The following is a 22,762-nucleotide window of genomic DNA, read 5'->3' on the forward strand; positions in this document are numbered from 1 at the left end:
GGATTTGCCCCGGTCAAAGCAAGCCGCGCGGCCGAGCCACCAGCCCGGATGAGGTGATCATGGACCGTCGATACCTCCTTCGCCTCCTGGGCCTTGCACCCATCGCCTCGTGGTCGGCAGCGCTCGCGGAGACCCAACAGGCCTTGCGGCCCGCATCGCCCACCCTCCTTGCCGCCGATCCGCGACTGGAGGTGACGATCAGCTACGGGCAGTCCTGGCGCACGATGACGCTGCCGATCAATACCGTCCCGGCGCTGCGCGGCGCCGCAGACCCGCGCGACGCCGTGACACTGGCACGCAAGCAGGGACCGATCGCGACCATCGGCACGGCGTTCGAGACCTCGGCCATCGTCGATCTCACCGGCCTCACCCTGTCGAGGGGGGCCAACATCGGCTACGTCGCGGCGGAAGCGCTCGCCGGTCTCCGAGGCCGCGACAGGAGCGAACGGCGCGCGATCCTGGAATATTGCCACGGCTACCCGGGTTTCACCTGGGCGCAGTTGCGGCCGGGCACCGACCCTTGGGCGCAGGGCCTCGCCATGCATGCCGCAGCACGCGAGATGGCAAAAAAGTACGGGAAGACCGCTTGGTTCCGGGCCGTCGGCTGGACCCACGGCGGGGCGACGGACGCCAGCCGCGAGAACTACTATCAGAGCCTCACCGAAATGGTGGCGGCCTACGACGCGCTCGCCCTCAACGGCCCCAGCGGCGACCCGCTGCACTTCTTCACCGACCAGACGGCGGCCAGCACCAAGCAGGGTCAGGCGCAGAACTCGTATCTCGATCAGGTCCGGTTCGCCGTCACGAACGCTGCGCGCGTCCATCTGATCGGACCGCGCTACCCTTATGCCTTCGGCGACGAAATCCACCACAACGCGGCCGGCACGGTGCGGATCGGCGAACTCGAGGGGTTGGTCAAGCACAAGGTGCTCGACCTCGGTCAAAGGTGGGATTGCGCCCGGATCTCCGCAGTCTCCGTCGAGAAGGGCGGCTTCACCCTGGCAGTGACACGTCCGCCGGGCTTCGGCGACCTAGCCGTCGACACCACGGCGATCGAGGCCGCCGCCGACAAGGGCTTCGCGCTCAAGGTCGGCGGCGTGGCCCTGCCGATCGCCAGCGTGACCGTCACCGCCAACCTGGTGCGGGTCGTCCCCGTCACGATGCCGGCCGCCGGCACGCCGGTCGAGGTCTCCTACGCCTTCTACGGCCGGCCCGACGTTCCGCCCGGAACCCACGCGGGAGCCTGGGGCAACGTCAAGCGCGTCGGTCCACCCTCCCTCTACGTCCAGGGCGAGACCGTCGACACCTGGCTGTGTGCCCACAAGGCGGTGACCTCCGCGTGAGGATTGTGCCGGTGTCTGCAGTCGCCAGCGGACTGCCCGGTCGGACCGGCATCAGACCCCGTGGACGCAATCGCCGGACGTCCGTCGACGAAGGCGGCTTTCCCGCTCAGACCGAGCGCAAGCTCGCCTGTCCGCCGTGGTCGGTGTCGTGCCGGATCGCGGAGCGCACGAGGCCGTCCGGGCCGATCTCGTCGGCGGTGTAGCCGAGAACGTCGGCGAGGCGCTCGCGGGCACGCCAGAGCCGGCTCTTCACCGTGCCGATCTTGCAGCCCATCGCCTTGGCCGTTTCCTCGTAGCTCAGGTTCTCGATGGCCACGAGGGTCAGGGTCCGCGCCATGTCGGGCGGCAGGGTGGCGATCGCCGTGGTCATGTCCTGCAGGTCGAGGCGTCCGCCCTGGGAGGGGAGGGTGACCAGACGCGCTGCATAGGCGCCGTCGCCGTCCTCGACCTCGTTGGCGCGCTTGCGCTGCCCGGAATAGAAGGTGTTGCGCATGATGACGCTGAGCCAGGCCGGCAGGTTGGTGCCGCTCACGAACTGGGCGCGGTACTTCCAGGCCCGCAGCAGCGTGTCCTGCACCAGATCCTCAGCGCGGCCGGGATTCTTGGTGAGCGACAGGGCGAAGCGGTGCAGGAGCTTCATGTTCTCCTGCAGGCCCTGGCGGATCTCCTGCGCGAGGCGCTCGTCGGAGCCCCGCGCCAGGGCGGTCTCCAGTTCGGCGAGAAGGGCCACCACCCGCTCGGAGGGGGTCCAGGCGGCATCGCAATAGACGTCCCGCAGGGACGCGCCGAGATGGAGCCGGATGGAGGCGGGCAGGCCGGGGCGGAGTTTGCGTGACGGTTCGATGGGAGACGCTCCCGACGCTGGCCAGGGGCGATCGGGCGACGCGCCGACCCAAGACGGCCCGTCCCTTCACACGTCCCCGTGACTGGGACAGGTCTGGGCAAAACGCCGGCCGCGCGCATCAACACACGTTATGGCGAGCGGGCTTCTGCGGACCGCGCAGGCGATTCGCGGGTACACCCATCGCCCGTTACCCGGCGAGGAACGCACCTCGATCCCGGTCAGGCCTCGTCGGCCGGCGAATCGGGCTGCGCCTTGGACAGCCGCTCGGCTAGGCTGGCCTCGTAGGCCACGAGGTCCTTGCCGCGCTTGAGCGCCCGGTAGAAATCGCCCGCCTCGATCTGCGCATGGATATCGCGGATGAAGGGCGCCATGCTCGGCACCATCGCCATCACCTCGCTCGCCTGCGCGACGAACAGGTTCTCCGGTCCGCTCGGATCGTCGGCGAGGTAGAGGACCGTCAGCGTGAGGTAGAGGCGCTTGCAGGCGGTATCGGCCTCGCGCTCGGTGATGATGTCGCTCTCGCGCAGGAACTTCGTGACCGTCTCGATGACGAAGCTCGAGCGCCGCGAGCCGTTGCGGATCGCCGCGCCGCCGATCAACAGCCGCTCGAACGGCTTGAGTTCGATCTTGAGGGGCATGGTCTGGATCTCCGCTGGAGCCGGACCATCGTGGCTTATGGTTAACGAACGATAAAGATCGCTCTCGTGCGTCCGGCGCAAGTGCCTGAACAGTAAGAGATCCATTGCGACCGGGCGTAATTCGCAGCCGCTTGCAATCTCTTGTTGACCTCGCCGCTTAAGCCCTTCGCAACTCCGGCGTGGTTTGTTGGCCTGGCTCCCAAAACAGGGGGCTCACCGATCAGAATGGATCACACACCATGTCTTCAGGCGTCACCCTCACCGCTGCCACCCGCCAGAACCTGCTCTCGCTGCAGGGCACCGCGGACCTCCTGTCCAGCACCCAGAACCGCCTCTCCACGGGCAAGAAGGTGAACTCGGCGCTCGACGATCCGACGAGCTTCTTCACCTCGCAGTCCCTCTCGGGCCGCTCGGGCGACCTCGGCGCGCTCATCAACGGCATCTCCAACGGCGTCCAGACCATCCAGGCCGCCAACCAGGGCATCACCTCGATCCAGAAGCTGGTCGATTCGGCCAAGTCCACCGCCAACCAGGCGCTGGCCGACCGCCGGCGTCGGCTACCAGGGCAGCAGCACCGCGGCCACCGACGGCACCCAGAATTTTTCGGGCTCCAACAGCCTGGTCTTCACCGTCGCCGGCGGCAGCACCGCCAGTGCCGCCACTCCCTCGACGATTACCCTGAACGCCACCACCCTCGCCGGCCTGACCAGCGACCTCTCGAAAGTCAGCGCCGACACCATCGTGACGGCGATCAACAACCAGCTCGCCAACGACGCCGTGCCGTCGGGTGTCACCGCCTCGAAGTCCACGGACGGGCGGATCGTGTTCACGGCAACCGACACCGGTGCGGATTCCGCCGTGAGCCTTACCGGCGTCTCGGGTGACCGCGACATCGGTTTTGGCACCGGTGCCGCCGCCACGACGCAGACGGCGAGCGGATCTGATGCCGCGAACGGTGCGAAGGCCGCCGTGGTATCCGGCGAGACGATCGCTGCCACGATCGATCTGTCCGGCGCCACCTCTCCGACCTTCGAGATCCAGCTCGGTTCCGGCGCCAAGAAGACCATCACCGTCGCCGACGGTGCGACCGCCGCTTCCACGAGTCAGGCTGAAATCGCGACGTCGATCAACGCCCAGCTCAACGCCGATACCGGTTTTGCCGGGAAGGTCTCGGCGTCGTTCGTCGACAACCGGCTTACCTTCACGACGGTCGGGACTGGTTCCTCGGAGAAAGTCAGCGTCGGAAACGCAGCCGGTGTCGACCTCGGCTTCGGCACGGCCGGTTTGACCGCGGCGGCGAAAGTCGGCTCGGGTGAAGGCTCGGCCAGCGGTGCCAACGCGACCCGGACCTCGCTGGCCAAGCAGTTCAACACCCTGCTCGACCAGATCACGCAGCAGGCCAAGGACTCGAGCTACAACGGCATCAACCTGCTCTACCGCAGCGGCTCCGACGCGTCCGAGAACTCCCTCAAGGTCACCTTCAACGAGACAGGCTCGTCGAGCCTCAACATCGAAGGCGCCAAGCTCGACTCCGAGGGCCTCGGCCTGACCGCGGCCACCGGCGGCTTCCAGTCGGATGCCGAGATCAACGACGCGCTGAAGGCCATCACGCTCGCCACCAGCCAGCTGCGCGCCCAGTCCTCGACCTTCGGCTCCAACCTCTCGGTGGTGCAGAACCGTCAGGACTTCTCGAAGAACCTGATCAACATCCTCGATACCGGCTCGGCCAACCTGNCAGTCCTCGACCTTCGGCTCCAACCTCTCGGTGGTGCAGAACCGTCAGGACTTCTCGAAGAACCTGATCAACATCCTCGATACCGGCTCGGCCAACCTGACGAACGCGGACCTCAACGAGGAAGCCGCCAACTCCCAGGCCCTGTCGACCCGCCAGTCGATCGGCATCTCGGCCCTCTCGCTCGCCAACACCGCGCAGCAGGGCATCCTCCAGCTCCTCCGCTAAGNCAACTCCCAGGCCCTGTCGACCCGCCAGTCGATCGGCATCTCGGCCCTCTCGCTCGCCAACACCGCGCAGCAGGGCATCCTCCAGCTCCTCCGCTAAGGGAGCCAACCTGGGCGACCGCTCCCTCGGGGGCGGCCGCCCTTCGGCAGCGAACGGGTCGTCGCGGCGCAGGCCACGGCGGCCCTTTCGTCGTCCGCAACCTCCGAGACACGACATGGCGAAACGGCCGGGGCGCGAAGCCCCGGCCGTTTCGCGTCGAGGGGTCGGTGTCAGGCGGTCCGGTCGAGGGGTCGCTCGCCGACTTCGCTGCGGGCGGCCGCCACGGCGGCGTAGGCCCTGGCCTTCAGTACCACCGGGTCCGGCAGCTGCACCACCACATCGCCGGAGCCAGGGTCCACCAGCTGGTAGACGAGGGTCTTGGTGTCCTGGTCGACGGTGACCCGCCGTTCGGTGCGTTCGGCCTCGACCTCCACCGGCCGGTTCTCCGCAACCGGTGAGGCGGGGTTCGAAATCGGCCGGATGTCCAGCCGCACGGCGGGCTGGAGCGGCGCGGCTGCCGGCGCATCCGCCGCCTTGACGGGCACAACCGGTGCCGGCGCCGCCGTTCTGATCGGCGTCGTCGCCGTCACCTCGGAAATATTCATCGCCCGCCCTCCTGAGCCGGTCGCGGCATGCAACCAGAAACGACGGGGCTCCTGAATCGAACCTTAAGATGCGCGCCGCACGAACAGATGAGCGGGGGCACCCTGAAGAAACCGACACAAGAAGGCGTCGATTTTTAAGGATTCGGAACGGGCATCATGCCTCGGTGATGGGTTCGAGGATGCGCGAACACCCTCGAACCGACCGCGACGACTACTCCGCCGCGTCGACGTAGAGCTTGCCGCCCTCTTCACGGAATTCGGCCGATTTGGCCGCCATGCCGGCCTCGCGCTCCGCCTCGCTCAAGGAGGCTGCCTCTCCCAGCACCTGCCCCGCCGCCTCCATCGCCAGCACCTCGGCGCGCAGGTCCTGCGTGATCTTCATCGAACAGAATTTCGGCCCGCACATCGAGCAGAAATGCGCGACCTTGTGGGCGTCCTTGGGCAGGGTCTCGTCGTGGTAGGCGCGCGCCGTGTCCGGGTCGAGGGAGAGGTTGAACTGGTCCTCCCAGCGGAAGTCGAACCGGGCACGGCTGAGGGCGTCGTCGCGCAGCTGCGCCGCCGGGTGGCCCTTGGCGAGGTCGGCGGCATGGGCCGCGATCTTGTAGGTGATGACGCCGGTCTTCACGTCGTCGCGGTTGGGCAGCCCGAGATGCTCCTTCGGGGTGACGTAGCAGAGCATGGCGCAGCCGAACCAGCCGATCATGGCGGCACCGATGCCCGAGGTGATGTGGTCGTAGCCCGGCGCGATGTCGGTGGTCAGGGGCCCCAGGGTGTAGAACGGCGCCTCGCCGCACTCGGTGAGCTGCTTTTCCATGTTCACCTTGATCTTGTGCATCGGCACGTGGCCGGGGCCCTCGATCATGGTCTGGCAGCCCTTGTCCCAGGCGATCTTGGTGAGTTCGCCGAGCGTCTCCAGTTCGGCGAACTGGGCCGCGTCGTTGGCATCCGCGATAGAGCCGGGGCGCAGACCGTCGCCGAGCGAGAACGAGACGTCGTAGGCCCTCATGATGTCGCAGATCTCGTCGAAGCGCTCGTAGAGGAACGATTCGCGGTGCCCGGCCAGGCACCAACGCGCCATGATCGAGCCGCCGCGGCTGACGATGCCGGTGACGCGGCGCGCGGTGAGCGGCACGTGGGCCAGGCGCACGCCGGCATGGATGGTGAAATAGTCGATGCCCTGCTCGGCCTGCTCGATGAGGGTGTCCTTGAAGACTTCCCAGTCGAGCTTGAGCGGGTCGCCGCCGACCTTCTCGAGGGCCTGGTAGATCGGCACCGTACCGATGGGCACGGGCGAGTTGCGCACGATCCAGGAGCGGATGTTGTGGATGTTGCGGCCCGTCGACAGATCCATCACCGTGTCGGCGCCCCAGCGGGTCGCCCAGACCAGCTTCTCGACCTCTTCCGCCGCCGACGAGGTCACGGCCGAGTTGCCGATGTTGGCGTTGATCTTGACGAGGAAGTTCCGGCCGATCGCCATCGGCTCCACCTCGGGGTGGTTGATGTTGGCCGGGATGATGGCCCGGCCCCGTGCCACCTCTTCGCGCACGAACTCGGGGGTGATGAAGGCGGGCAACGCGGCGCCGAAGCTGTTGCCGTCGCTGAGCGCGGCCTGCGCGCCCTCCAGCATGGTCTCGCGGGCGAGGTTTTCGCGGTGGGCGACGTAGATCATCTCCTCGGTGACGATCCCGGCGCGGGCGAACTCGTATTGCGTCACCATCTGGCCGGGCGCCGCCTTGCGGATCTCGCGGGTCGCCGGGCAGGGGGCGACCAGCTTGTCCTCGGGCACGAAGCCGTTGTCCTCTGGCTTGACGGCACGCGGTGTCACCGTGGCGTAGCCGCGCTTGGCGATCCACGGCTCGCGCACCCCGGGCAGACCCTGGTTCAGGTCGATCCGCGCATCCGTCTCGGTATAGGGGCCCGATGGATCGTAGACCCGGACGGGGGCCTCCTTGGGATCGCTGAGCCCGATCTCGCGGAACGGCACCCGGATCTCGGGGTGGCCCGCGACCGCTGCGTAGACCTTGCGCGAACCGACGATCGGTCCGGTGGTCACCGCCTGTGGCTGGCGCTGGGGAAGATCCTTGGGAAGAACGGGTGCATTCATGGGGGCGGCTCCTGGCGCTGGAGGCGACCCGCATTCGTCGACGACATCAGGCGGCGCGGCGACAGGGTCCATAGAAGCCCGATGCGCCGTCTCGTTCCCGTCCCTCCGCCGGTACGAACCGGATCAGGTTCAAGGGTCAGGGCGAGAAGCCCAATCTCAGCCCGGCACGGGCTCCCCTCGGAACGACCCAAAGGTCGGGCTTGCGCGGTCGTTTGTCAAATCCCCCGACCCGGCCATCCTCACGGGTCGGCTGACCGAACCGCCGGTTCGGCGTCGCGGGCTCAGGTCCCGGGTCGCCACGGCCCATGACGAACGCGCAGCGGGCGGCCGCGACGAGTCTCCGATCTCGTCGACGAAATCCACCTTCTCGTGACGACGCTTTCGACCGAGCAGACGATGACCGTGCGGAACGGAGCCCAAGCTCGCATCGACCGCCGGACGCCATCGGCGTGTGGATCAGGTGCGCAGGCCGGCGGCGATCTGGTGGTTGATGTTGATCAGCGCCGAGAGCTTCTCGGCCTTCGGGTCGACGAGGGTATCGATCATCCGGCGGAAGACGAACACCGACAGCTGGGCGATGTTGGTCTTGATGTCGGCTGGCAGCGGGCTCTCGGGAGCGGTGGCCGCACCGGCGATGATCGTCCAGACCTTCTGGTTGAAGTTGAGCGCCTCGCTGAGCCCGCCCGACAGGTTTGTCCAGTCGCCCTGGATGGCCTGGAGCCGGCCGGCGGCCTTGATGAGGACGGCGGCTTCGGCCTCCCGCGGGGTCATCGCGGTCCGGGAAACCTTGGCGTAGGCACTGGCACCGTAACTCATCGTGGTCCTCGCTGCGGCGGCGCGGTCCCGATTCCGGATCGCGGGGCGTCAGCTAGACAGTCTTGTGTTAACACCCGGTAATCGCCGCCGCTGGGCATCGTGACGGTGGGTACCGTCTTGCCGTCAGCGCCGTCCTGCCGCAATGCCGCCGGGAAACTCGGCAAAGGCATGTGGCGGAATCCGCGCGCTGGCCTGTCGCGACGGGACTCGGGACCCACGCCGGCATGATGAACTTTATCCTGGGGACGATCGCGGGCGGATTGATCGCCTGCATCGCGACGATCGCGGCGGCGCGTCATCCGGAAGTGCAGCAGCGCCTCGGCCTCGTTCCGGCGGTGCCGGCACTGACCCTGGCAGCGGGCCCTCAGCGGACTGAGGCCCCCTGCGCTCCCTCATCGGGCAAGGGAACGGCAGAGGCGACGGTCGGCCAGACCGACATGCTGTTCTCGCGGCGCCGCTTCTGGTTCGTGGCGCCGCACTGAGCCGCTCTTCTACACCGTCGCCCGGCTCATTTTCGACGGCCCGGTTCGAGGGCCGGGAATGCCGACCCTCCTCTCATCCGAAATCCGTTCCTTCGCGTCGCGACGAGGATGTGGACGTCGCTCGGGCGCCGCACGGGTTGGGCGATGCGGCTCCCGCTCGCATTACCCGATAATCGTATCAGTAGGTGCTAAGCAGAAACATCAGCATGGTCGTGGCGACCGTGGTGCTGAGAAAGCCACACATCGCAGCGGCGAGGGATGGGCCGGTCTGCGTGCGATCGACATCGCTGGTGAGCATGGCGAGGTCGCTGGAGGAGGTGATGGTCTTCATGACGGCTGGCTTTCGGGATGACCGGTCGTGGGGCTTTGTCGAGGGAGACTGTGGACAACTTCTGACGGGATCGCGGTGCGTGGCCGCACCCGAACGCGTCAGTCGCAGCGGTTGACGGATTTGGCGATCCTGAGAGCGCGGGACTCGCTGCGCAGGTCGATGGCGACGACATCGGCCCCGCAATCCTCGAAGGCGTCGCGGGCCTCGGCGTAGCGGTCGCCGACTTCGTCGAGGGTGTCGCAAACCCGGCCGCGATCGCCGATGCGTGCCTCCTGCCGGGCCTGATAGCGCAGCGCGTTGGCCTCGACGACCTTGCGCTCGCCCTCGGCACAGGAGGGGCGGGCGATGGAGGGGCCGACCGCGCCGACGAAGACCGTCGCGGCGACGAGCACCGTGGTGATGGTGTTACGCATCGGGGCAACCTTGCGATGGTTGACGAGAAGTGAAGATCTGATCGGAGATACATCCGCCGGCGTTTTCGGCAGTCATCTCCCGTTCATGGCCTTGAAACGGCCGGTCGCCGGTTAAGGTTCCGCCGGTTTTTGCGGCGCAGCGTTGTGTCGGCGCGAGGTCAGGATCGTCGCGAGCTGCACCGGCGCGAAGCCCTGTGCATCGACCCCGACGTCGTATTGCCTCGGCGCCGGCTTCAGCTTGCCATGCGAATGCCCGTGCAGGTCGATGACGCCGCTGCCCATCCGGTTCCAGGTCCGGAAGGCGTAATGGCACAGCACCAAATGGCGATCGTCGACGGTCAATTCTGCGTAGTGGGCGACCGAGGCCCAGCCCGGAGCGGCGAGCGTCCCCGGCCCGTCGTTGTTGCCGATGATAAGGTGCTTCGTTCCGTTCAGGCTCGCCAGGAGGGCGGCCACCGCATCGTCGTCGGGGCCCAGCGCGAAGTCGCCCAGGTGCCAGACCTCGTCGTCCGGCAAGACCACCGTGTTCCAGTTGGCGATCAGCGCCGCGTCGTGGCTGGGCAGGTCCCGGAACGGCCGCCGGTCGATCCGCAGGATGCGCGGGTCGCCGAAGTGGGTGTCGCTGGTGAACCAGGTCGCCATGCGGCGGCCGTCACCGGCCGGGGCTGAAGCGCAGGGGAACCGTCACCGCGAGGCTGCTCACCGAGACGCCGGCGGGGGCTGCCGGCAGCGAGCCCCTCACGGTGGCCAGCGCCGCGCTGTCGATCGGACCGACCCCGCTGCTGCGGGCGAGCCCCGCGCTGGTGACCTGGCCGGACCGGGTCACGGTGAAGCGCACCACCGCGACGCCTCCGGCCGTACCGGCCGCGGCGTTCCTGTCCATCCGGCCGTGGATCGCCGAACTGAGAGCACCCTGCCAGGCGCGTAGCGCGCTCGGATCGTTGCCGCCCGCGGCCGCGCCGGCACTGCTCTGGCGGGAGGCCGAGGCCGAGTTCTGGGCGCCCCGGGCGGTGTTCGGTTCGGCGCTGCGGTCGCGCGCCTCGCGGGCTGCGTCCCGGGCCGCCTTGGCCCTGGCCTCGCGCTTGGCCTCGATCTCGGCCTTCCGACGCGCCTCGCGCTCGGCGATGCGCTTGGCCTCGCGCTTGGCTTCCTGGCGCGCCGCCTCGAGCTTGGCCGGGTCCGGCGGCGTCGGCTTGGGCCGCTGCGGCTCGGGCGGCTTGGGCTGAGCCACCACCTTGGGGGGCTCGGGTGGCTTCGGAGTTTCGGCCACGACCTCGGGCGGCGCCTCGATCGGGGCGGCCTCCTCGGCGGTGGAGGTGACGACCTGCTCCTGCGGCGGTGCCGCGGCCGCGGACTCGGCCGGGGCCGCCGGCTCGACCTCGGTGGGAACGGCCATCGTCGCCTCGGCCGGTGGCTTGGCCGTCGTCGTGTCCTCGGGCGCGATCGCCATCGTATCGGGCGGTGCGCTCGACACCGTGGCGTCCGGCGCCTCCACGGGCTCGGTCTCCGCCGGCGGCGGATCGGACTGAGCCTGATCGGCGGGCGCCTGCGAATCCGCCTCCGTCATCTGTGGAGCCAGATCGATCGTGATGGTGTTCTCGCCGGGCGGCGCCGACGGGGGCGGCGCGTAATAGGCCAGCCCCGCCAGCGCCGTCGCGTGCAGCAGGAATGCGACGAGAAAGGCGGGGCCGAGCCCCGACGGTCCGCCGCCGGGCTGGTCTGCGGTCGTGGACAGGCTCATCGGGCTATCGCGGCGCCCCGGCGGGCACGGTCGGCAGCGGGCCGCCGGGCGACTGGGCGATCAGCGAGACCTTGGTGAACCCGGCCTGGCCGACGAGGCCCATCACCTCCATGATCTTGCCGTAGGGCACGTCGCGGTCGCCGCGCACCAGCATCACCTGGCTCGGGTCCTCGGCGGCCAGCGCCCGCAGCCGCGGCAGGATGGCCTCCGCGCTGAGGAACTCCTTGGCGAGGAAGGGCTGTCCGTCCTTGTCGATGGAGATCTCCAGGGGCTTCTTGGCCTGCGCCACCTTGGCGGCCGTGGTTTTGGGCAACTGCACCGGCACGCCGGTGGTCATGAGGGGGGCCGCCACCATGAAGATGATCAGCAGCACCAGCATCACGTCCACCATCGGCGTGACGTTGATCTCCGACATCGGCGCCGAATCGAGGCCGTCCTCGTCGTCGCCGCCGGAGGCGCGGATCGAACCCATCGCCATGGTCGTGTTTCCCTGAACGGAATGAGGCGGTGCAGCCGGGCCCGTCTTGGGGGCGGCTTCGGTCTGAGAAGCGAGGCGCGGCTATTCCGCGGCGGCGGCGCGGCCCTGGACGGTCCTGTCGCGGGCGAGACGGTTACCGAGGATGCCGATGCTCGACACGAAGGCGGATTGGATGCGCCCGAGGTCGTTCGTCAGCTTGTTGTAGGCCATCACCGCCGGGATCGCGACGATCAGGCCGATGGCGGTGGCGAACAGCGCCTCGGCGATGCCGGGAGCCACCACGGCGAGGGAGGTGTCCTGGCTCTTCGCGATGGCCGAGAACGAGTTCATGATGCCCCAGACCGTGCCGAACAGGCCGATGAAGGGCGCCGTCGAGCCGGCGGTGGCGAGGAGCGGCAGGCCGGTCTGCAACCGCTTGATGTCGAGGGTGAGGGCGGCGCGCATGGCCCGCTCGATGCGATCGCGCCGTTCGGCGCGGGTCTCGCTGGTGTCCTGGTCGCGCCAGGCCTCCACCGCCGCCCTGGTGACGGATCGGGCGAGGCCGCGGCCCTCGGTCTCCAACGCACCGTTGGCACGCACCAGGGCATCGAATGCCTTGGCCTGCCGCTTGGCGCCGGCGAACCGCACCACCTTCTCCAGCATCACCGTCCAACAGGCGACGGATGCCACGACCAGAAGGATCATCACGCCCTTCACGATCGGATCGGCCTGGAGGAAGAGGCCGAGGAAGGAGAGATCGTGGGCGATCTCGACGGGGGCGTGGGTCGGGTCCATGAGGGTCCCTCGGGTTCAATGACGGGGCACCCGCGGCCGGGCGGCCGTGGGGCGGACGGTTGTCGGGCCTCAGCGGGCGAAGGCCGCCGCTGCCTTGCTCTCGGGCTCGATCCGCTCGAGGCAGCTCTCGCGGCTCGCCTGCGCGCCTTCGCAAGCCAGCACGTCGTTCAGGAGAACCCGCCCGATCTTGGGGCAGGCGATCCCCGGGAAATCGAACAGCCGGACCACGGTCTTGCGATCCGGGATCGGGCCGAGCTCGACCGCGAGCCGCTTCTGGGCGACGCCCTCGGTATCGAAGGCGAAAAGGTCGACCTTGAGGGACTTCAGCGCGGTACCGCGGCTGTTGTCCACCATCAGGTAGGTCCGGCAGGCGTCTCCCGCCGGCTCAAGCCGGTTGAGTTCGAGCTTCAGGGGTGCACCCTTCGTCTCCTGCGCCGCGGCCGGCCCGGCCAGCACGACGCCGAGGGCGACGACCGGAACGGCCATCCGGCGCTGATCGCGGGCCGATGAGGTCGGCCGAGTCTTCGGCCCGGTAAGCGGCAAAGCGGACGGCATGTCGATCCTGGCTTCCTCGATGGCGACCCGCGCCGCAAAGGCCGGCCTCTCAAAACGGCTGTGCGCGCCGGGCGACACTCGCTGGCGTCGGCGCCGACGTATCGTCGCGGCGACCCACCCCTTCGGGGCTTGGCCGGCGTCTCGGGTCGCTGGCGGGATTAGCCGAAGCCGCGGGCCGTGATCAAGGGGACGCCTGAAAATGAGAGCAGTTCCAAACTGTTACCGCGCCAGGCAAAACGTCGTCTGCGAGCCCTCCCGACTGCCGGATCATCCCGGATACACTTGCCGAATCATCCCGAAATCTCGTCGCAGGTCGGGGTGGCGGGTGTGCCGCCCCCAGGGTCGATCCCGCTTCGACTTCGTCAAGGATGGCAAACCCTTGATGGCGTTCCGGTCCGCATCCATATCGCGGACAGCCGCCGTCGCCGGCGGACAGGAGCGCTGCGTGAAGCGGGCTCCGACCCTCGAAGTGCCCCACGATCGTTCCCGGGGCTTCGCCAAGGAACTATCGCGTGACGACACGTCCCTCGCCCTTCGGGCATCCGTTCCTGCTCGGGTTCGACGAGATCGAGCAGGCCCTCGACCGTGTCGCCAAGGGGGCGAGCGATGGCTACCCGCCCTACAACATCGAACGCGTGGCACGGGCCGCCGACCGGCCGGAACGCCTGCGCATCACGCTGGCCGTGGCCGGCTTCACGCAGGGTGAACTCGACGTGATGCTGGAAGAGAACCACCTGGTGGTCCGCGGCCGGCAGGTGGACGAGAAGACGAAGGAATTCCTCCACCGCGGCATCGCGGCGCGCCAGTTCCAGCGGACCTTTCTGCTGGCCGACGGCATGGAAGTGATGGGGGCCGACCTCGCCAACGGCCTCCTGTCGATCGACCTCACCCGGCCCGAGCCGGAACGGATCGTCCGCAAGATCGCGATCGCCTCCCGCGATCCGTGAGTTCGCCGCTTCGCCCCAGACTGCCCGGTGCCGCCGTCGCGGACCGCGAAACCAGCCAGACGCTCTGCCTCGAAAGGAGGGCCCAGCCATGTCCGACATCAGCCAGAACCCGATGACGCATGCCGACCTCGACGCCGGCGACTTCCAGATCGCCGATCTCGCCGCGCTGGGCGAAGGCCACCTTGCCTACGTCCGGGCGATTCGCTCGGACGACGTCCGGCGGTTGTTCCCGCAGGCGCCCGACCTGATGCCAGGCCTCGACCTGTTCGCCCTTCTCTCGGCCAACGGCACGCCGATCCTGCTGGCGGACTCCCGCGACGTCGTCGTCGCCAATGCCCATGCGCAGGATCTCGTCACCGTCAGTCTGCACTGAATGGGCGATCCGCGCGGACGCTCGCGTCCACCGCCGCCACCAGCCGCGCGATGTCGGCCGGGCGGGACAGGCGGTGGTCGCCATCGGCGATCAGCGTCAGGACGGTGCCGGCCTGGGGCAGGATGCCGACGATGCGCAGGGCGTGCCCGTAGGGCACGTCCGGGTCGTCCATCCCCTGCAGGATCTCGACGGGACATCCCGGATCGAACGGCCCGTCGAGGAGGCCGTGACGGCGACCGTCCTCGATGAGGGCGCGCGTCACCGGGACCGGATCGGGTCCGTAGTCGGTGGGGCGTAGCCAGACCCCGTCGCGCTCGATGGTGGCGCGGATCTCCGGCCCGAAGCGGTCCCACATCAACTTTTCCGTGAAGTCGAAGGCCGGGGCGATCAGGACCAGGGCGTGTGCCGGCTGTCCGGCATCCCGCAGTTCACGGGCGAGCAACGCCGCGATCCACCCTCCCATCGAGGAGCCGACCAGGACGGGGGAGGGGCCCGCGAAGTTCGCCACCACGGCGCATGCGTCCTCGAGCCAGGTCGAGATCGTGCCATCCTCGAAGCGTCCGCCGGACTCGCCGTGGCCGCCGTAGTCAAAACGCACCAGCCGCCGTCCCGAGGCCCGCGCCCAGGCGTCGAGGGCGAGCGCCTTGGTGGCGCCCATGTCCGAGCGGAAGCCCCCGAGCCAGACCACGGCGGGGCCGGCCCCCTCCCTGACGCGGACGGCGAGGTCGCGGCGTGCCGGCCCCGTGCCGACGGCGAGACGGATGGGTTCGTCGGGACGATCCGGCGCGTTGGGGATTGCGGGCATGGGGGAGGGGTCCATCGTGGCATCGTCGCTGTGGGCGGGTCGCATTCGCACGTCGTTTACCGGACCGTAAAGCGAAGGACCGATGGTGGAGCATGATCGCAGACAGTCCACGTCGCCGTGCCGAGCCGGGAACCGCGAGGATCGAGTCGCCCTCCGAACCGAGGCCCGCATCCGGACGATCGGCCGAACGCCATGACGAACGCCATGACGGTTGAGAGCCGCCAGGGCGGTGGCTTTCCCGCCGACGCGGCGCCACTCGCCGGCGCGACCATCCTCCAGATCATTCCGGCCCTGGACGCCGGCGGGGCCGAGCGCACCACGGTGGACGTCGCCGAGGCGCTGGCCGCGGCTGGCGCACGGGCCCTGGTCGCCACCGAAGGCGGACGGCTGGTGGGCGAACTCCAGGCCAAGGGCGGCATCTGGCTGCCGTTCCCGGCGGGCTCCAAGAACCCATTGAGCATGGCGCTGCACGTCGGGCGCCTCGCCCGCCTGTGCCGGCGCGAGGGCGTCGACCTCGTGCATGCCCGCTCCCGCGCACCGGCCTGGGTGGCGCTGGGGGCGGTGCGCCGCAGGGGGCTGCCTTTCGTCACCACCTACCACGGCAGCTATTCCGGGCGGACCGGCGTGAAGGTGCTGTACAACTCGGTGATGGCGCGCGGCGACGTGGTCATCGCCAACTCGCATTACACCGGCGGCCTCATCCGCGCCCTCCATCCCGAGCAGGCGGGCGACCGCGTCCGGGTGATCCATCGCGGCACCGACCTCACGCTTTTCTCCGCCGGCGCGGTCTCGGCGGCGCGGGTCGAGGCCCTGCGCCGGACGTGGGAGGTGGCGCCGCACGAACGGGTGGTGCTGCTCGCCGCGAGGCTGACCGCATGGAAGGGCCAGCGCGTCCTCATCGAGGCCGCGGCCCTGATGCGCGATCGCGGCCTCGGCGACGTCGCCTTCATCCTGGCGGGCGATCCGCAGGGACGCTCGGCCTATGAGCGCGAACTCGACGCGCTGATCGCGGCCAGGGGGCTCGAGGGAATCGTGCGCCGGGTCGGTCATTGCACCGACATGCCGGCGGCGTTCCGGGCGGCCTCCGTCGTCGCGGTGCCCTCCGTGGAACCCGAAGCCTTCGGTCGCTCGGCGGTGGAGGCGCAGGCGCTGGGAACGCCGGTGGTCGTCTCCGACCTCGGCGCCGTCCCCGAGACCGTCCTGGCGCCGCCGGACGTGCCGGCCTCCCAGCGCACCGGCTGGCGGGTGCCCCCGGCCGATGCCCCGGCGCTCGCCGGCGCGCTGGTGGAGGCCCTGTCGCTGGGTGCCAGTGCCCGCGATGCCCTGGCCGGGCGGGCGCGGGCGCATGTGGAGGCGCACTTCTCGCTCGAAGGTATGGCGCGCGACACCCTGGCCGTCTACGCTTCGCTCCTCGCCCAGAGGCGGGGCCCGTCGTGATGCGGAATCGGCGATCCTCGCTTCGGCGGTCGCCATGAACCAAATCGCCATTGCCCGGTTGACTTGTGACCCGAGTCAGTCAAGCTGCATCCACCGGAGTTCCGGAGCGTTTGGTGGCCAGGATCTGCCTTAAAGGCGTGTCCCGCGGCTGCCGTTTCGGCGTTTCATCAGGAGATTGAAGCCATTCGTAGACCAATGAGAGCCATGCCGGCCCCGCAGAAGGACGGGCCGCGCGCCAACCGGGACATCCGTGGTGTCCGTGAAGTGCAGCTCATCGACGATACCGGCCAGAACCGTGGCGTTGTCGCCTTCTTCGATGCCCTGACGTTGGCCGAAGAGGCCGGCCTCGATCTCGTCGAGATCGCCCCCAACTCCGTCCCTCCCGTCTGCAAGCTGCTCGATTACGGCCGCTTCCGCTTCAACGAGCAGAAGAAGCAGAACGAGGCCCGCAAGAAGCAGAAGACGGTCGAGGTCAAGGAGATTAAGCTCCGCCCCGGCATCGACAAGCACGACTACGACACCAAGATGAAGGCCGTCGTCCGCTTCTTCGAGGAGGGCGACAAGGTCAAGGTGACGTTGCGCTTCCGTGGACGCGAGATGGCACACCAGGACATCGGCCTGCGCCTGCTCGAGCGCGTCAAGAACGAGACGCAGGAAATCGCCAAGGTCGAGAGCGAGCCGATGCTCGAAGGCCGGCAGATGATCATGATCCTGGCGCCGCGCTAGGATTGATCGGCCGGCGCGCTCGATCCGGGATGGTCGATGGGGTCCGGTGGCCGGAGGCCGAAAAGTACGTCGCTCCGACATTGTTTGATCCACATGAAACGGCGCCCGCGAGGGTCGCCGTTTTTTTGTGTCGCCGTCGTACCGTGATGTTCCGGGGCGGGATCGGCCGTACGATGCATAGGAGACGGGCAGATCGGGCGACAAATGTCGGCGGGACTGCCTGTCAACGGCGCTTCTCCGGGCAGGATCTCACCGATATGGTGACGACAGGTTTCGTGATCGAGGCGAGCGGTAATCGGCGGACTGCGTCATCCGCACGAATCTTGCTGGCTCCGATTCGCCCCGTGCAAAAAGCGGTATGACACTGTCCTTCACTTGCGACCGGGCCGACCGCTGTTAAGCTGCTGTCGTCAAGGCAGCGATGCCGATGCAAATCCGTCATCATCAAGGAGTGAGTCTGCCGATGCATACGAGCCATCAGCGCCTGCCGCGCCGTCCCCTGGCGATGTTGCTGGGCGTCACGGTCGCGGTCGCAGCAGGAAGCGCGCAGGCGCAGGACCTCACCGGCACCCTGGCGAAGATCAAGGAGACGGGCGCCATCACCATCGGCTACCGCGACGCCTCGGTACCGTTCTCCTATCTCGACAACGACCAGAAGCCCGTCGGCTACGCGTTCGAGATCTGCAACAAGGTCGCCGACGCGGTCAAAGCCCACCTGAAGCTGTCCAAGCTCGAGGTGAAGCTCAATCCGGTCACCTCGGCGACCCGCATCCCGCTCATCGCCAACGGTACCGTCGACCTCGAGTGCGGCTCGACCACCAACAACGTCGATCGCCAAAAGCAGGTGTCCTTCACCAACACCCACTTCCTCACCGCCACCCGCTATGTGGCCAAGAAGTCGGCCAAGCTCGACAAGATCGAGGACCTGAAGGGCAAGACCGTCGTCTCGACCTCGGGAACCACCAACATCCGGCAGATCAACGAGGCCAACACCGCCCGCGGCCTCGGCCTGACGATCCTGCCGGCCAAGGACCACGCGGAAGCGTTCCTGATGGTCGAGACCGGGCGCGCGGTCGCCTTCGTGATGGACGATGTCCTGCTGGCCTCGCTGGCCGCCGGCTCCAAGGATCCGGGCGCGTACGCGATCTCGTCTGAAGCCCTGTCGGCCCCCGAGCCCTACGGCATCATGCTGCGCAAGGACGACGAGCCCTTCAAGAAGGTCGTCGATGCCGCCACGGCCGCGATCTACAAGAGCCCCGACGGCGTCGCGCTCTACGAGAAATGGTTCACCAAGCCGATCCCGCCGCGGAACATCAACCTGAACCTGCCGATGAGCGAGGCCATGAAGAAGGCCTTCGCGAACCCGAGCGACAGCGCCGATCCGGCCGCTTACTGACCGACCGTCGCGGCCGCCACAGGCACCTGCCCGTGGCGGCCGCGCGGCTCCGTGGCCGCGCTCATGGCGCCGGCGATCGTTCCCCTCGCGAAAAGATCATGCCCTAGGCCATGAACTACAATTGGAACTGGAGCATCTTCTTCGACCAGTCCCCCGAGGGGACCGGGACCTATGCCGACATGCTCCTGTCGGGCCTGCTGTGGACCCTGGCGACGGCCTTGTGCTCCTGGATCATCGCCTTCTGCCTCGGCTCGATCATCGGCGTGATGAGGACGCTTCCGAGCAAGGCCGCGAATGCCATCGGCACCGGCTACGTGGAGCTCTTCCGCAACATCCCGCTGCTCGTGCAGATGTTCCTCTGGTACTCGGTGATGCCGGAGGTGGTGCCCGAGAATTGGGGCAACTGGCTCAAGCAGCTCCCGAACGCCTCCTTCTATACGGCGGTGATATGCCTGGGCTTCTTCACCGCCTCGCGCGTCGCCGAGCAGGTGCGCACCGGCATCGAATCGCTGCCCCGAGGCCAGCGGATGGCCGGCACGGCCCTGGGGCTGACGACGGCCCAGACCTACCGCTACGTGATCCTGCCCATCGCCTACCGGGTGATCCTGCCGCCGCTGACCTCCGAATTCCTCAACAACATGAAGAACACCTCGGTGGCCCTGACCATCGGCCTGCTGGAACTGACGGCCCGCGCCCGGTCGATGCAGGAATTCTCATCGCAGGTGTTCGAGGCCTTCACGGCGGCGACGGTGATCTACCTCGGCATCAGCCTCCTGGTCGTCACCGTGGCCGGCAAGATCGAGACCCGCGTCGCCGTGCCGGGGGCCCGCTGATGGCCGCCGCTCCGTCTCGGGAAACGTGTCCGCACCTGGCCGACCCGTCGAAGCCGTCACGCAAAACCGTCGCGATCTGAGGTAGCCGGATGTTCTCGGATTTCGATCTCAACGTCATCCTCGGCTCGCTGCCCTACCTGTTCGGGACGGGCATGGTCTTCACCGTCACGCTGACGGCGCTGGCGGCCACGGGCGGCATCATCCTCGGCACGCTCATCGCCATGATGCGCCTGTCCGGCATCGCCGCGCTGGCGATCCCGGCCAAGATCTACGTCAACTTCATGCGGTCGCTGCCGCTGGTGCTTGTCATCTTCTGGTTCTACTTCCTGGTGCCCTACATCGGGCAGTGGATGACCGGGGCGTCGCGCCCGATCTCGGTCGGTGCCTTCACTTCGGCTCTCGTCACCTTCACGCTGTTCGAAGCGGCGTTCTTCTCGGAGATCATGCGCGCGGGCATCCAGTCGGTCTCCAAGGGCCAGACGTCGGCGGCGCAGGCCCTGGGCCTTAACTACCGCCAGACCATGGCGACCGTGATCCTGCCGCAGGCCTTCCGGAACATGGTGCCGCTGCTTCTGACGCAGACCATCGTGCTCTTCCAGGACACCTCGCTGGTCTACGTGATCTCGCTCACCGACTTCATGGGTGCGGCCTCCAAGGTCGCTCAGCGCGATGGGCGCCTCGTGGAGATGTATATCTTCGCGGCCGTGGTCTATCTCATCATCTGCCTCACCGCCTCGACCCTCGTGCGCCGCCTGCAGCGTCGCGTCGCCATCATCCGCTGAAGGCATCCTGCCATGTCCGCTTCCGCCTCCCCCGCCAGCGCCGCGCCGATGATCGCCATCAACGGCATCAGCAAATGGTACGGCCCGGTTCAGGTCCTCAACGACTGCACCACCCAGGTGACCAAGGGCGAGGTCGTCGTGGTGTGCGGGCCTTCGGGATCGGGCAAGTCGACCCTCATCAAGACGGTGAACGCCCTCGAGCCGATCCAGAAAGGATCGATCACGGTCGACGGCATCGGCGTCCAGGCCAAGGGGACGGACCTTCCCAAGCTGCGCTCGCGCGTCGGCATGGTGTTCCAGCACTTCGAGCTGTTTCCCCATCTCTCGATCACCGACAACCTGATGCTGGGCCAGCGCAAGGTGCTCGGCCGCTCGGCCGAGGCGGCACGGAGCACCGGTCTCACGCTCCTCGAGCGGGTGGGCCTATCGGCCCATGCCCACAAGTACCCGGGCCAGCTCTCGGGCGGGCAGCAGCAGCGCGTGGCCATCGCCCGCGCGCTCTCGATGAATCCGATCGTGATGCTGTTCGACGAGCCGACCTCGGCGCTCGATCCGGAGATGGTGGGCGAGGTGCTCGACGTGATGGTCGGCCTCGCCAAGGAAGGCATGACCATGATGGTGGTGACCCACGAGATGGGCTTTGCCCGCAAGGTCGCCAACCGCGTCGTCTTCATGGACCGCGGCGAGATCGTCGAGGATGCCGGCAAGGACGATTTCTTCGACAAGCCGCGCTCCGACCGGGCGCAGACCTTCCTGTCCAAGATCTTGGCCCACTGAACGATCCTGGCCCACTGAACGATCCTGGCCCACTGAACGATCTCGGCCCACTGAACGATCTCGGCCGCCTGACGCTCTTGACAGGCCGCCCGCCGGGCGGCTGACATACCGCGTGACAGCGTCGGCTCGCCATGGGCGACGCAGCGGGAGAAACATCATGCGTGGGCTCGGTTCGGCCTTTGTCGTCGCGACGGCCATGGTTCTGTCGAACGGCGCGTCGGCGCAGGGGACGGCGGGCACCGGCGTTCCGGCCAACATCTGCAAGGAACTGACGGCCTTCCTGCATCCGCCGGCACCGGCCGCCCCGGCGGCGGCGGCACCGAGCCAGACAGCGGTCCAGGCGCCCAACCCGGGCGGATCGAGCCCGGCGCCGTCCGGTGCGAGCGAGACCCAGAAGTCGTCCGGCCTCAGCGGGCCGACCACCAACGGCGGTCCCGGTGCCTCGGGCCCTCAGGGCGCCTCGCAGAATGCCGGGTCCCCCTCCGGCGCCAGTGCGCCCTCTAGCCAGGCGAGCCCGCCCCCGGCCCAGGCCGCCGCTCCGGCAGCCCCCGCGGCACCGCCGCCCAAGAAGCCGTCGGCCGATGAGATCGTGCGCGCTGATGCCGCGATCGCCGCCAACGACATCGCCGCCTGCCAGGCCTCGGCGCGCGGCATGCGTCGGGCGGGCGTGGTGATGCCGGCGCCCCTGATGTCCCTGGCCGCCCTCGATCTGAAGTTCCTCATCGCCGCACAATAAGGGCGCACGAGCCGTCGACTGGGCAGGCGCGATTCGCCTGCCCGGCGAGCGGGATGAACCGGCACGTCATCGGGTTCGTTGTCAGGTAGCAGGTTTTCGGCTCTCGCCCGTTCGGGCTTCGTCGCGACTCCTGTCTCGCGATCCGTGGCATCTCGGATCAGGGTAATGCCGGAGACCCCAATGACCTACCTCAGCCGCAGCGGCGCCATCGCCCTGATCGTCGCCGTGCTCGCGAGCGCACCCGCATTCGCAGAGCCGGGCGGATCCGCCGCCACTTTCCTGACGGCCCGGTCCGTCGCCGGCATGCCCGCCTCGAAGCTCATCGGCCTCGACGTGATCGGCATGGGGCACGAACGGGTCGGCCGGATCGAGGAGATCGTTCTCGACGCAAATGGCCACGCCAAGGCCGTGGTCATCGGCGTCGGGGGCTTCCTCGGCATCGGCGAGAAGCGCGTCGCGGTTCCCTTCGACCAGATGGTCTGGACCGGCGTCGCGACCTCAGGCGGTACGGCGCGATCCAGCACCACGCCGGCCGATGCCCCGAGCGCCAAGGCCGCCGACACGGCCGGCCCCCAGACGATGCCCGGGTCGCAAATTTCCAACGATGTCCTCACCGTCATCGACGAGAAGAGGGGCGGGGGCGTCAACGAGGCGACGGGATCGGTGACCGCCACGGACACGTCCCGCGGACGCGCCACCGTCGCGGTGCCGGGATCCGGCGACGGTCCGGTTCGCGCCGAGATCCGGGCGACGAAAGCGATGCTGCAGGAAGCGCCGGCCTTTGACGCCACCGGTACGGCGGGCCGCTAAGCGGCTCGGCGTTGGCG

Annotated in this window: 26 protein-coding genes, 3 pseudogenes and 1 riboswitch; of the genes and pseudogenes, 15 read left to right on the plus strand and 14 right to left on the minus strand. The window is 68.4% G+C overall.

Translation table 11 applies throughout. From position 1 onward, the window contains the following. Window positions 1-59 precede the first annotated feature (59 nt). A complete protein-coding gene (locus ASF39_RS13250) occupies window positions 60-1,343 on the plus strand; it encodes a hypothetical protein (protein WP_156648494.1) in 1,284 nt (427 codons plus the stop codon). A 106-nt stretch (window positions 1,344-1,449) separates the two neighbouring features. Here ASF39_RS13250 and ASF39_RS13255 read toward each other — a convergent pair whose 3' ends face one another. Both ASF39_RS13255 and ASF39_RS13260 read right to left on the minus strand, forming a co-directional pair. Beyond that, a complete protein-coding gene (locus ASF39_RS13255; protein WP_244472405.1) occupies window positions 1,450-2,073 on the minus strand; it encodes a sigma-70 family RNA polymerase sigma factor in 624 nt (207 codons plus the stop codon). 332 nt (window positions 2,074-2,405) lie between these two features. Then, a complete protein-coding gene (locus ASF39_RS13260; protein ID WP_055884382.1) occupies window positions 2,406-2,825 on the minus strand; it encodes a flagellar biosynthesis repressor FlbT in 420 nt (139 codons plus the stop codon). Between the two features lie 239 nt (window positions 2,826-3,064). Between ASF39_RS13260 and ASF39_RS22405 the strand changes: the two are divergent. Further along, window positions 3,065-3,367, plus strand: a pseudogene (locus ASF39_RS22405) (flagellar protein); the annotation flags it as partial. A 15-nt stretch (window positions 3,368-3,382) separates the two neighbouring features. Here the strand turns inward: ASF39_RS22405 and ASF39_RS22410 are convergent. Beyond that, complete coding sequence (locus ASF39_RS22410; RefSeq protein ID WP_244472425.1) at window positions 3,383-3,655, minus strand: hypothetical protein; 273 nt, start codon at window positions 3,653-3,655, stop codon at window positions 3,383-3,385. On the opposite strand from ASF39_RS22410, the pseudogene ASF39_RS22415 reads away from it, so the two are divergent. Together ASF39_RS22415 and ASF39_RS22420 are read left to right on the plus strand one after the other, a co-directional pair. After that, window positions 3,648-4,559, plus strand: a pseudogene (locus ASF39_RS22415) (hypothetical protein); the annotation flags it as partial. The gene ASF39_RS22410 and the pseudogene ASF39_RS22415 overlap by 8 nt on opposite strands. A 1-nt stretch (window position 4,560) precedes the next feature. Then, a pseudogene (locus ASF39_RS22420) lies at window positions 4,561-4,785 on the plus strand (flagellin); the annotation flags it as partial. Window positions 4,786-5,054: 269 nt separating this feature from the next. On the opposite strand, the gene ASF39_RS21910 reads toward ASF39_RS22420, so the two are convergent. The 3 genes from ASF39_RS21910 to flaF all read right to left on the minus strand — a co-directional run bounded on the left by ASF39_RS21910 (window position 5,055) and on the right by flaF (window position 8,349). Beyond that, entirely contained in the window at window positions 5,055-5,429 is a 375-nt protein-coding gene (locus ASF39_RS21910) for a hypothetical protein (RefSeq protein ID WP_082494565.1), read from the minus strand. A gap of 211 nt (window positions 5,430-5,640) precedes the next feature. Then, the gene (thiC, locus tag ASF39_RS13290; RefSeq protein WP_055884372.1) at window positions 5,641-7,533 is read right to left on the minus strand and encodes a phosphomethylpyrimidine synthase ThiC; all 1,893 of its coding nucleotides are present in this window, start codon (window positions 7,531-7,533) and stop codon (window positions 5,641-5,643) included. An 83-nt stretch (window positions 7,534-7,616) separates the two neighbouring features. Then, window positions 7,617-7,721, minus strand: a riboswitch (TPP riboswitch). A 268-nt stretch (window positions 7,722-7,989) separates the two neighbouring features. Next, a complete protein-coding gene (gene flaF, locus ASF39_RS13295) occupies window positions 7,990-8,349 on the minus strand; it encodes a flagellar biosynthesis regulator FlaF (RefSeq protein ID WP_055884369.1) in 360 nt (119 codons plus the stop codon). Between the two features lie 224 nt (window positions 8,350-8,573). On the opposite strand from flaF, the gene ASF39_RS13300 reads away from it, so the two are divergent. Further along, the gene (locus tag ASF39_RS13300) at window positions 8,574-8,831 is read left to right on the plus strand and encodes a hypothetical protein (RefSeq protein WP_055884366.1); all 258 of its coding nucleotides are present in this window, start codon (window positions 8,574-8,576) and stop codon (window positions 8,829-8,831) included. Between the two features lie 178 nt (window positions 8,832-9,009). On the opposite strand, the gene ASF39_RS21405 is transcribed toward ASF39_RS13300, so the two are convergent. The 7 genes from ASF39_RS21405 to ASF39_RS13330 form a co-directional block, all read right to left on the minus strand. Then, a complete protein-coding gene (locus tag ASF39_RS21405; RefSeq protein WP_156648496.1) occupies window positions 9,010-9,162 on the minus strand; it encodes a hypothetical protein in 153 nt (50 codons plus the stop codon). Window positions 9,163-9,260: 98 nt separating this feature from the next. Continuing rightward, entirely contained in the window at window positions 9,261-9,575 is a 315-nt protein-coding gene (locus ASF39_RS13305) for a hypothetical protein (RefSeq protein ID WP_055884363.1), read from the minus strand. A 111-nt stretch (window positions 9,576-9,686) separates the two neighbouring features. Then, window positions 9,687-10,217, minus strand: coding sequence for a metallophosphoesterase (locus ASF39_RS13310; RefSeq protein WP_055884362.1), 531 nt, complete (start codon window positions 10,215-10,217; stop codon window positions 9,687-9,689). Between the two features lie 10 nt (window positions 10,218-10,227). Then, entirely contained in the window at window positions 10,228-11,316 is a 1,089-nt protein-coding gene (locus ASF39_RS13315; protein WP_056284647.1) for an energy transducer TonB, read from the minus strand. Between the two features lie 4 nt (window positions 11,317-11,320). Then, on the minus strand, window positions 11,321-11,794 hold the full coding sequence (tolR, locus tag ASF39_RS13320) for a protein TolR (RefSeq protein WP_056284650.1): 474 nt from the start codon (window positions 11,792-11,794) through the stop codon (window positions 11,321-11,323). An 81-nt stretch (window positions 11,795-11,875) separates the two neighbouring features. Next, window positions 11,876-12,568: a MotA/TolQ/ExbB proton channel family protein gene (locus tag ASF39_RS13325; RefSeq protein WP_055884352.1), complete on the minus strand. Its 693-nt coding sequence runs from the start codon at window positions 12,566-12,568 to the stop codon at window positions 11,876-11,878. Window positions 12,569-12,637: 69 nt separating this feature from the next. Next, window positions 12,638-13,054 (minus strand): hypothetical protein, encoded by a 417-nt coding sequence (locus ASF39_RS13330; protein WP_055884348.1) that lies wholly within the window; start codon window positions 13,052-13,054, stop codon window positions 12,638-12,640. A gap of 581 nt (window positions 13,055-13,635) precedes the next feature. Between ASF39_RS13330 and ASF39_RS13335 the strand changes: the two genes are divergently transcribed. Together ASF39_RS13335 and ASF39_RS13340 are read left to right on the plus strand one after the other, a co-directional pair. Beyond that, window positions 13,636-14,070: an Hsp20 family protein gene (locus ASF39_RS13335; protein WP_056284654.1), complete on the plus strand. Its 435-nt coding sequence runs from the start codon at window positions 13,636-13,638 to the stop codon at window positions 14,068-14,070. A 112-nt stretch (window positions 14,071-14,182) separates the two neighbouring features. Continuing rightward, window positions 14,183-14,443, plus strand: a complete 261-nt coding sequence (locus tag ASF39_RS13340; protein WP_056285134.1) for a DUF1150 domain-containing protein — start codon at window positions 14,183-14,185, stop codon at window positions 14,441-14,443. Here ASF39_RS13340 and ASF39_RS13345 read toward each other — a convergent pair. Next, entirely contained in the window at window positions 14,430-15,248 is an 819-nt protein-coding gene (locus tag ASF39_RS13345; protein WP_056285138.1) for an alpha/beta hydrolase, read from the minus strand. The genes ASF39_RS13340 and ASF39_RS13345 overlap by 14 nt on opposite strands. A 204-nt stretch (window positions 15,249-15,452) precedes the next feature. Here ASF39_RS13345 and ASF39_RS13350 point away from each other — a divergent pair, with 204 nt between their 5' ends. From ASF39_RS13350 to ASF39_RS13385, 8 genes are all read left to right on the plus strand, one after another. Next, window positions 15,453-16,685, plus strand: coding sequence for a glycosyltransferase family 4 protein (locus tag ASF39_RS13350; RefSeq protein ID WP_055884745.1), 1,233 nt, complete (start codon window positions 15,453-15,455; stop codon window positions 16,683-16,685). 204 nt (window positions 16,686-16,889) lie between these two features. Continuing rightward, window positions 16,890-17,411: a translation initiation factor IF-3 gene (infC, locus tag ASF39_RS13355; RefSeq protein ID WP_238204267.1), complete on the plus strand. Its 522-nt coding sequence runs from the start codon at window positions 16,890-16,892 to the stop codon at window positions 17,409-17,411. 505 nt (window positions 17,412-17,916) lie between these two features. Next, entirely contained in the window at window positions 17,917-18,807 is an 891-nt protein-coding gene (locus ASF39_RS13360) for an amino acid ABC transporter substrate-binding protein (RefSeq protein WP_055884742.1), read from the plus strand. A 110-nt stretch (window positions 18,808-18,917) separates the two neighbouring features. Then, the gene (locus ASF39_RS13365) at window positions 18,918-19,640 is read left to right on the plus strand and encodes an amino acid ABC transporter permease (RefSeq protein WP_055884339.1); all 723 of its coding nucleotides are present in this window, start codon (window positions 18,918-18,920) and stop codon (window positions 19,638-19,640) included. Between the two features lie 89 nt (window positions 19,641-19,729). After that, the gene (locus ASF39_RS13370; RefSeq protein WP_055884335.1) at window positions 19,730-20,422 is read left to right on the plus strand and encodes an ABC transporter permease subunit; all 693 of its coding nucleotides are present in this window, start codon (window positions 19,730-19,732) and stop codon (window positions 20,420-20,422) included. A 48-nt stretch (window positions 20,423-20,470) separates the two neighbouring features. Next, window positions 20,471-21,199, plus strand: a complete 729-nt coding sequence (locus ASF39_RS13375; RefSeq protein WP_156387655.1) for an amino acid ABC transporter ATP-binding protein — start codon at window positions 20,471-20,473, stop codon at window positions 21,197-21,199. A 157-nt stretch (window positions 21,200-21,356) separates the two neighbouring features. After that, complete coding sequence (locus ASF39_RS13380) at window positions 21,357-21,935, plus strand: hypothetical protein (RefSeq protein WP_082494568.1); 579 nt, start codon at window positions 21,357-21,359, stop codon at window positions 21,933-21,935. 180 nt (window positions 21,936-22,115) lie between these two features. Next, window positions 22,116-22,745, plus strand: a complete 630-nt coding sequence (locus ASF39_RS13385) for a PRC-barrel domain-containing protein (protein WP_056284657.1) — start codon at window positions 22,116-22,118, stop codon at window positions 22,743-22,745. Window positions 22,746-22,762: the final 17 nt, after the last annotated feature.

Source organism: Methylobacterium sp. Leaf108, from assembly GCF_001423265.1.
Classification (GTDB): domain Bacteria; phylum Pseudomonadota; class Alphaproteobacteria; order Rhizobiales; family Beijerinckiaceae; genus Methylobacterium.

Excerpts from the sequence above, each read along its gene's own strand:
- ASF39_RS13250 (WP_156648494.1), top strand. The coding sequence starts at position 60 with ATGGACCGTCGATACCTCCTTCGCCTCCTGGGCCTTGCACCCATCGCC.
- ASF39_RS13260 (WP_055884382.1), bottom strand. The coding sequence starts at position 2,825 with ATGCCCCTCAAGATCGAACTCAAGCCGTTCGAGCGGCTGTTGATCGGC.
- ASF39_RS21910 (WP_082494565.1), bottom strand. The coding sequence starts at position 5,429 with ATGAATATTTCCGAGGTGACGGCGACGACGCCGATCAGAACGGCGGCG.
- thiC (WP_055884372.1), bottom strand. The coding sequence starts at position 7,533 with ATGAATGCACCCGTTCTTCCCAAGGATCTTCCCCAGCGCCAGCCACAG.
- flaF (WP_055884369.1), bottom strand. The coding sequence starts at position 8,349 with ATGAGTTACGGTGCCAGTGCCTACGCCAAGGTTTCCCGGACCGCGATG.
- ASF39_RS13300 (WP_055884366.1), top strand. The coding sequence starts at position 8,574 with ATGATGAACTTTATCCTGGGGACGATCGCGGGCGGATTGATCGCCTGC.
- ASF39_RS21405 (WP_156648496.1), bottom strand. The coding sequence starts at position 9,162 with ATGAAGACCATCACCTCCTCCAGCGACCTCGCCATGCTCACCAGCGAT.
- ASF39_RS13305 (WP_055884363.1), bottom strand. The coding sequence starts at position 9,575 with ATGCGTAACACCATCACCACGGTGCTCGTCGCCGCGACGGTCTTCGTC.
- ASF39_RS13310 (WP_055884362.1), bottom strand. The coding sequence starts at position 10,217 with ATGGCGACCTGGTTCACCAGCGACACCCACTTCGGCGACCCGCGCATC.
- ASF39_RS13315 (WP_056284647.1), bottom strand. The coding sequence starts at position 11,316 with ATGAGCCTGTCCACGACCGCAGACCAGCCCGGCGGCGGACCGTCGGGG.
- tolR (WP_056284650.1), bottom strand. The coding sequence starts at position 11,794 with ATGGCGATGGGTTCGATCCGCGCCTCCGGCGGCGACGACGAGGACGGC.
- ASF39_RS13325 (WP_055884352.1), bottom strand. The coding sequence starts at position 12,568 with ATGGACCCGACCCACGCCCCCGTCGAGATCGCCCACGATCTCTCCTTC.
- ASF39_RS13330 (WP_055884348.1), bottom strand. The coding sequence starts at position 13,054 with ATGGCCGTTCCGGTCGTCGCCCTCGGCGTCGTGCTGGCCGGGCCGGCC.
- ASF39_RS13340 (WP_056285134.1), top strand. The coding sequence starts at position 14,183 with ATGACGCATGCCGACCTCGACGCCGGCGACTTCCAGATCGCCGATCTC.
- ASF39_RS13345 (WP_056285138.1), bottom strand. The coding sequence starts at position 15,248 with ATGCCCGCAATCCCCAACGCGCCGGATCGTCCCGACGAACCCATCCGT.
- ASF39_RS13350 (WP_055884745.1), top strand. The coding sequence starts at position 15,453 with ATGACGGTTGAGAGCCGCCAGGGCGGTGGCTTTCCCGCCGACGCGGCG.
- infC (WP_238204267.1), top strand. The coding sequence starts at position 16,890 with ATGCCGGCCCCGCAGAAGGACGGGCCGCGCGCCAACCGGGACATCCGT.
- ASF39_RS13360 (WP_055884742.1), top strand. The coding sequence starts at position 17,917 with ATGTTGCTGGGCGTCACGGTCGCGGTCGCAGCAGGAAGCGCGCAGGCG.
- ASF39_RS13365 (WP_055884339.1), top strand. The coding sequence starts at position 18,918 with ATGAACTACAATTGGAACTGGAGCATCTTCTTCGACCAGTCCCCCGAG.
- ASF39_RS13370 (WP_055884335.1), top strand. The coding sequence starts at position 19,730 with ATGTTCTCGGATTTCGATCTCAACGTCATCCTCGGCTCGCTGCCCTAC.
- ASF39_RS13375 (WP_156387655.1), top strand. The coding sequence starts at position 20,471 with ATGATCGCCATCAACGGCATCAGCAAATGGTACGGCCCGGTTCAGGTC.
- ASF39_RS13380 (WP_082494568.1), top strand. The coding sequence starts at position 21,357 with ATGCGTGGGCTCGGTTCGGCCTTTGTCGTCGCGACGGCCATGGTTCTG.
- ASF39_RS13385 (WP_056284657.1), top strand. The coding sequence starts at position 22,116 with ATGACCTACCTCAGCCGCAGCGGCGCCATCGCCCTGATCGTCGCCGTG.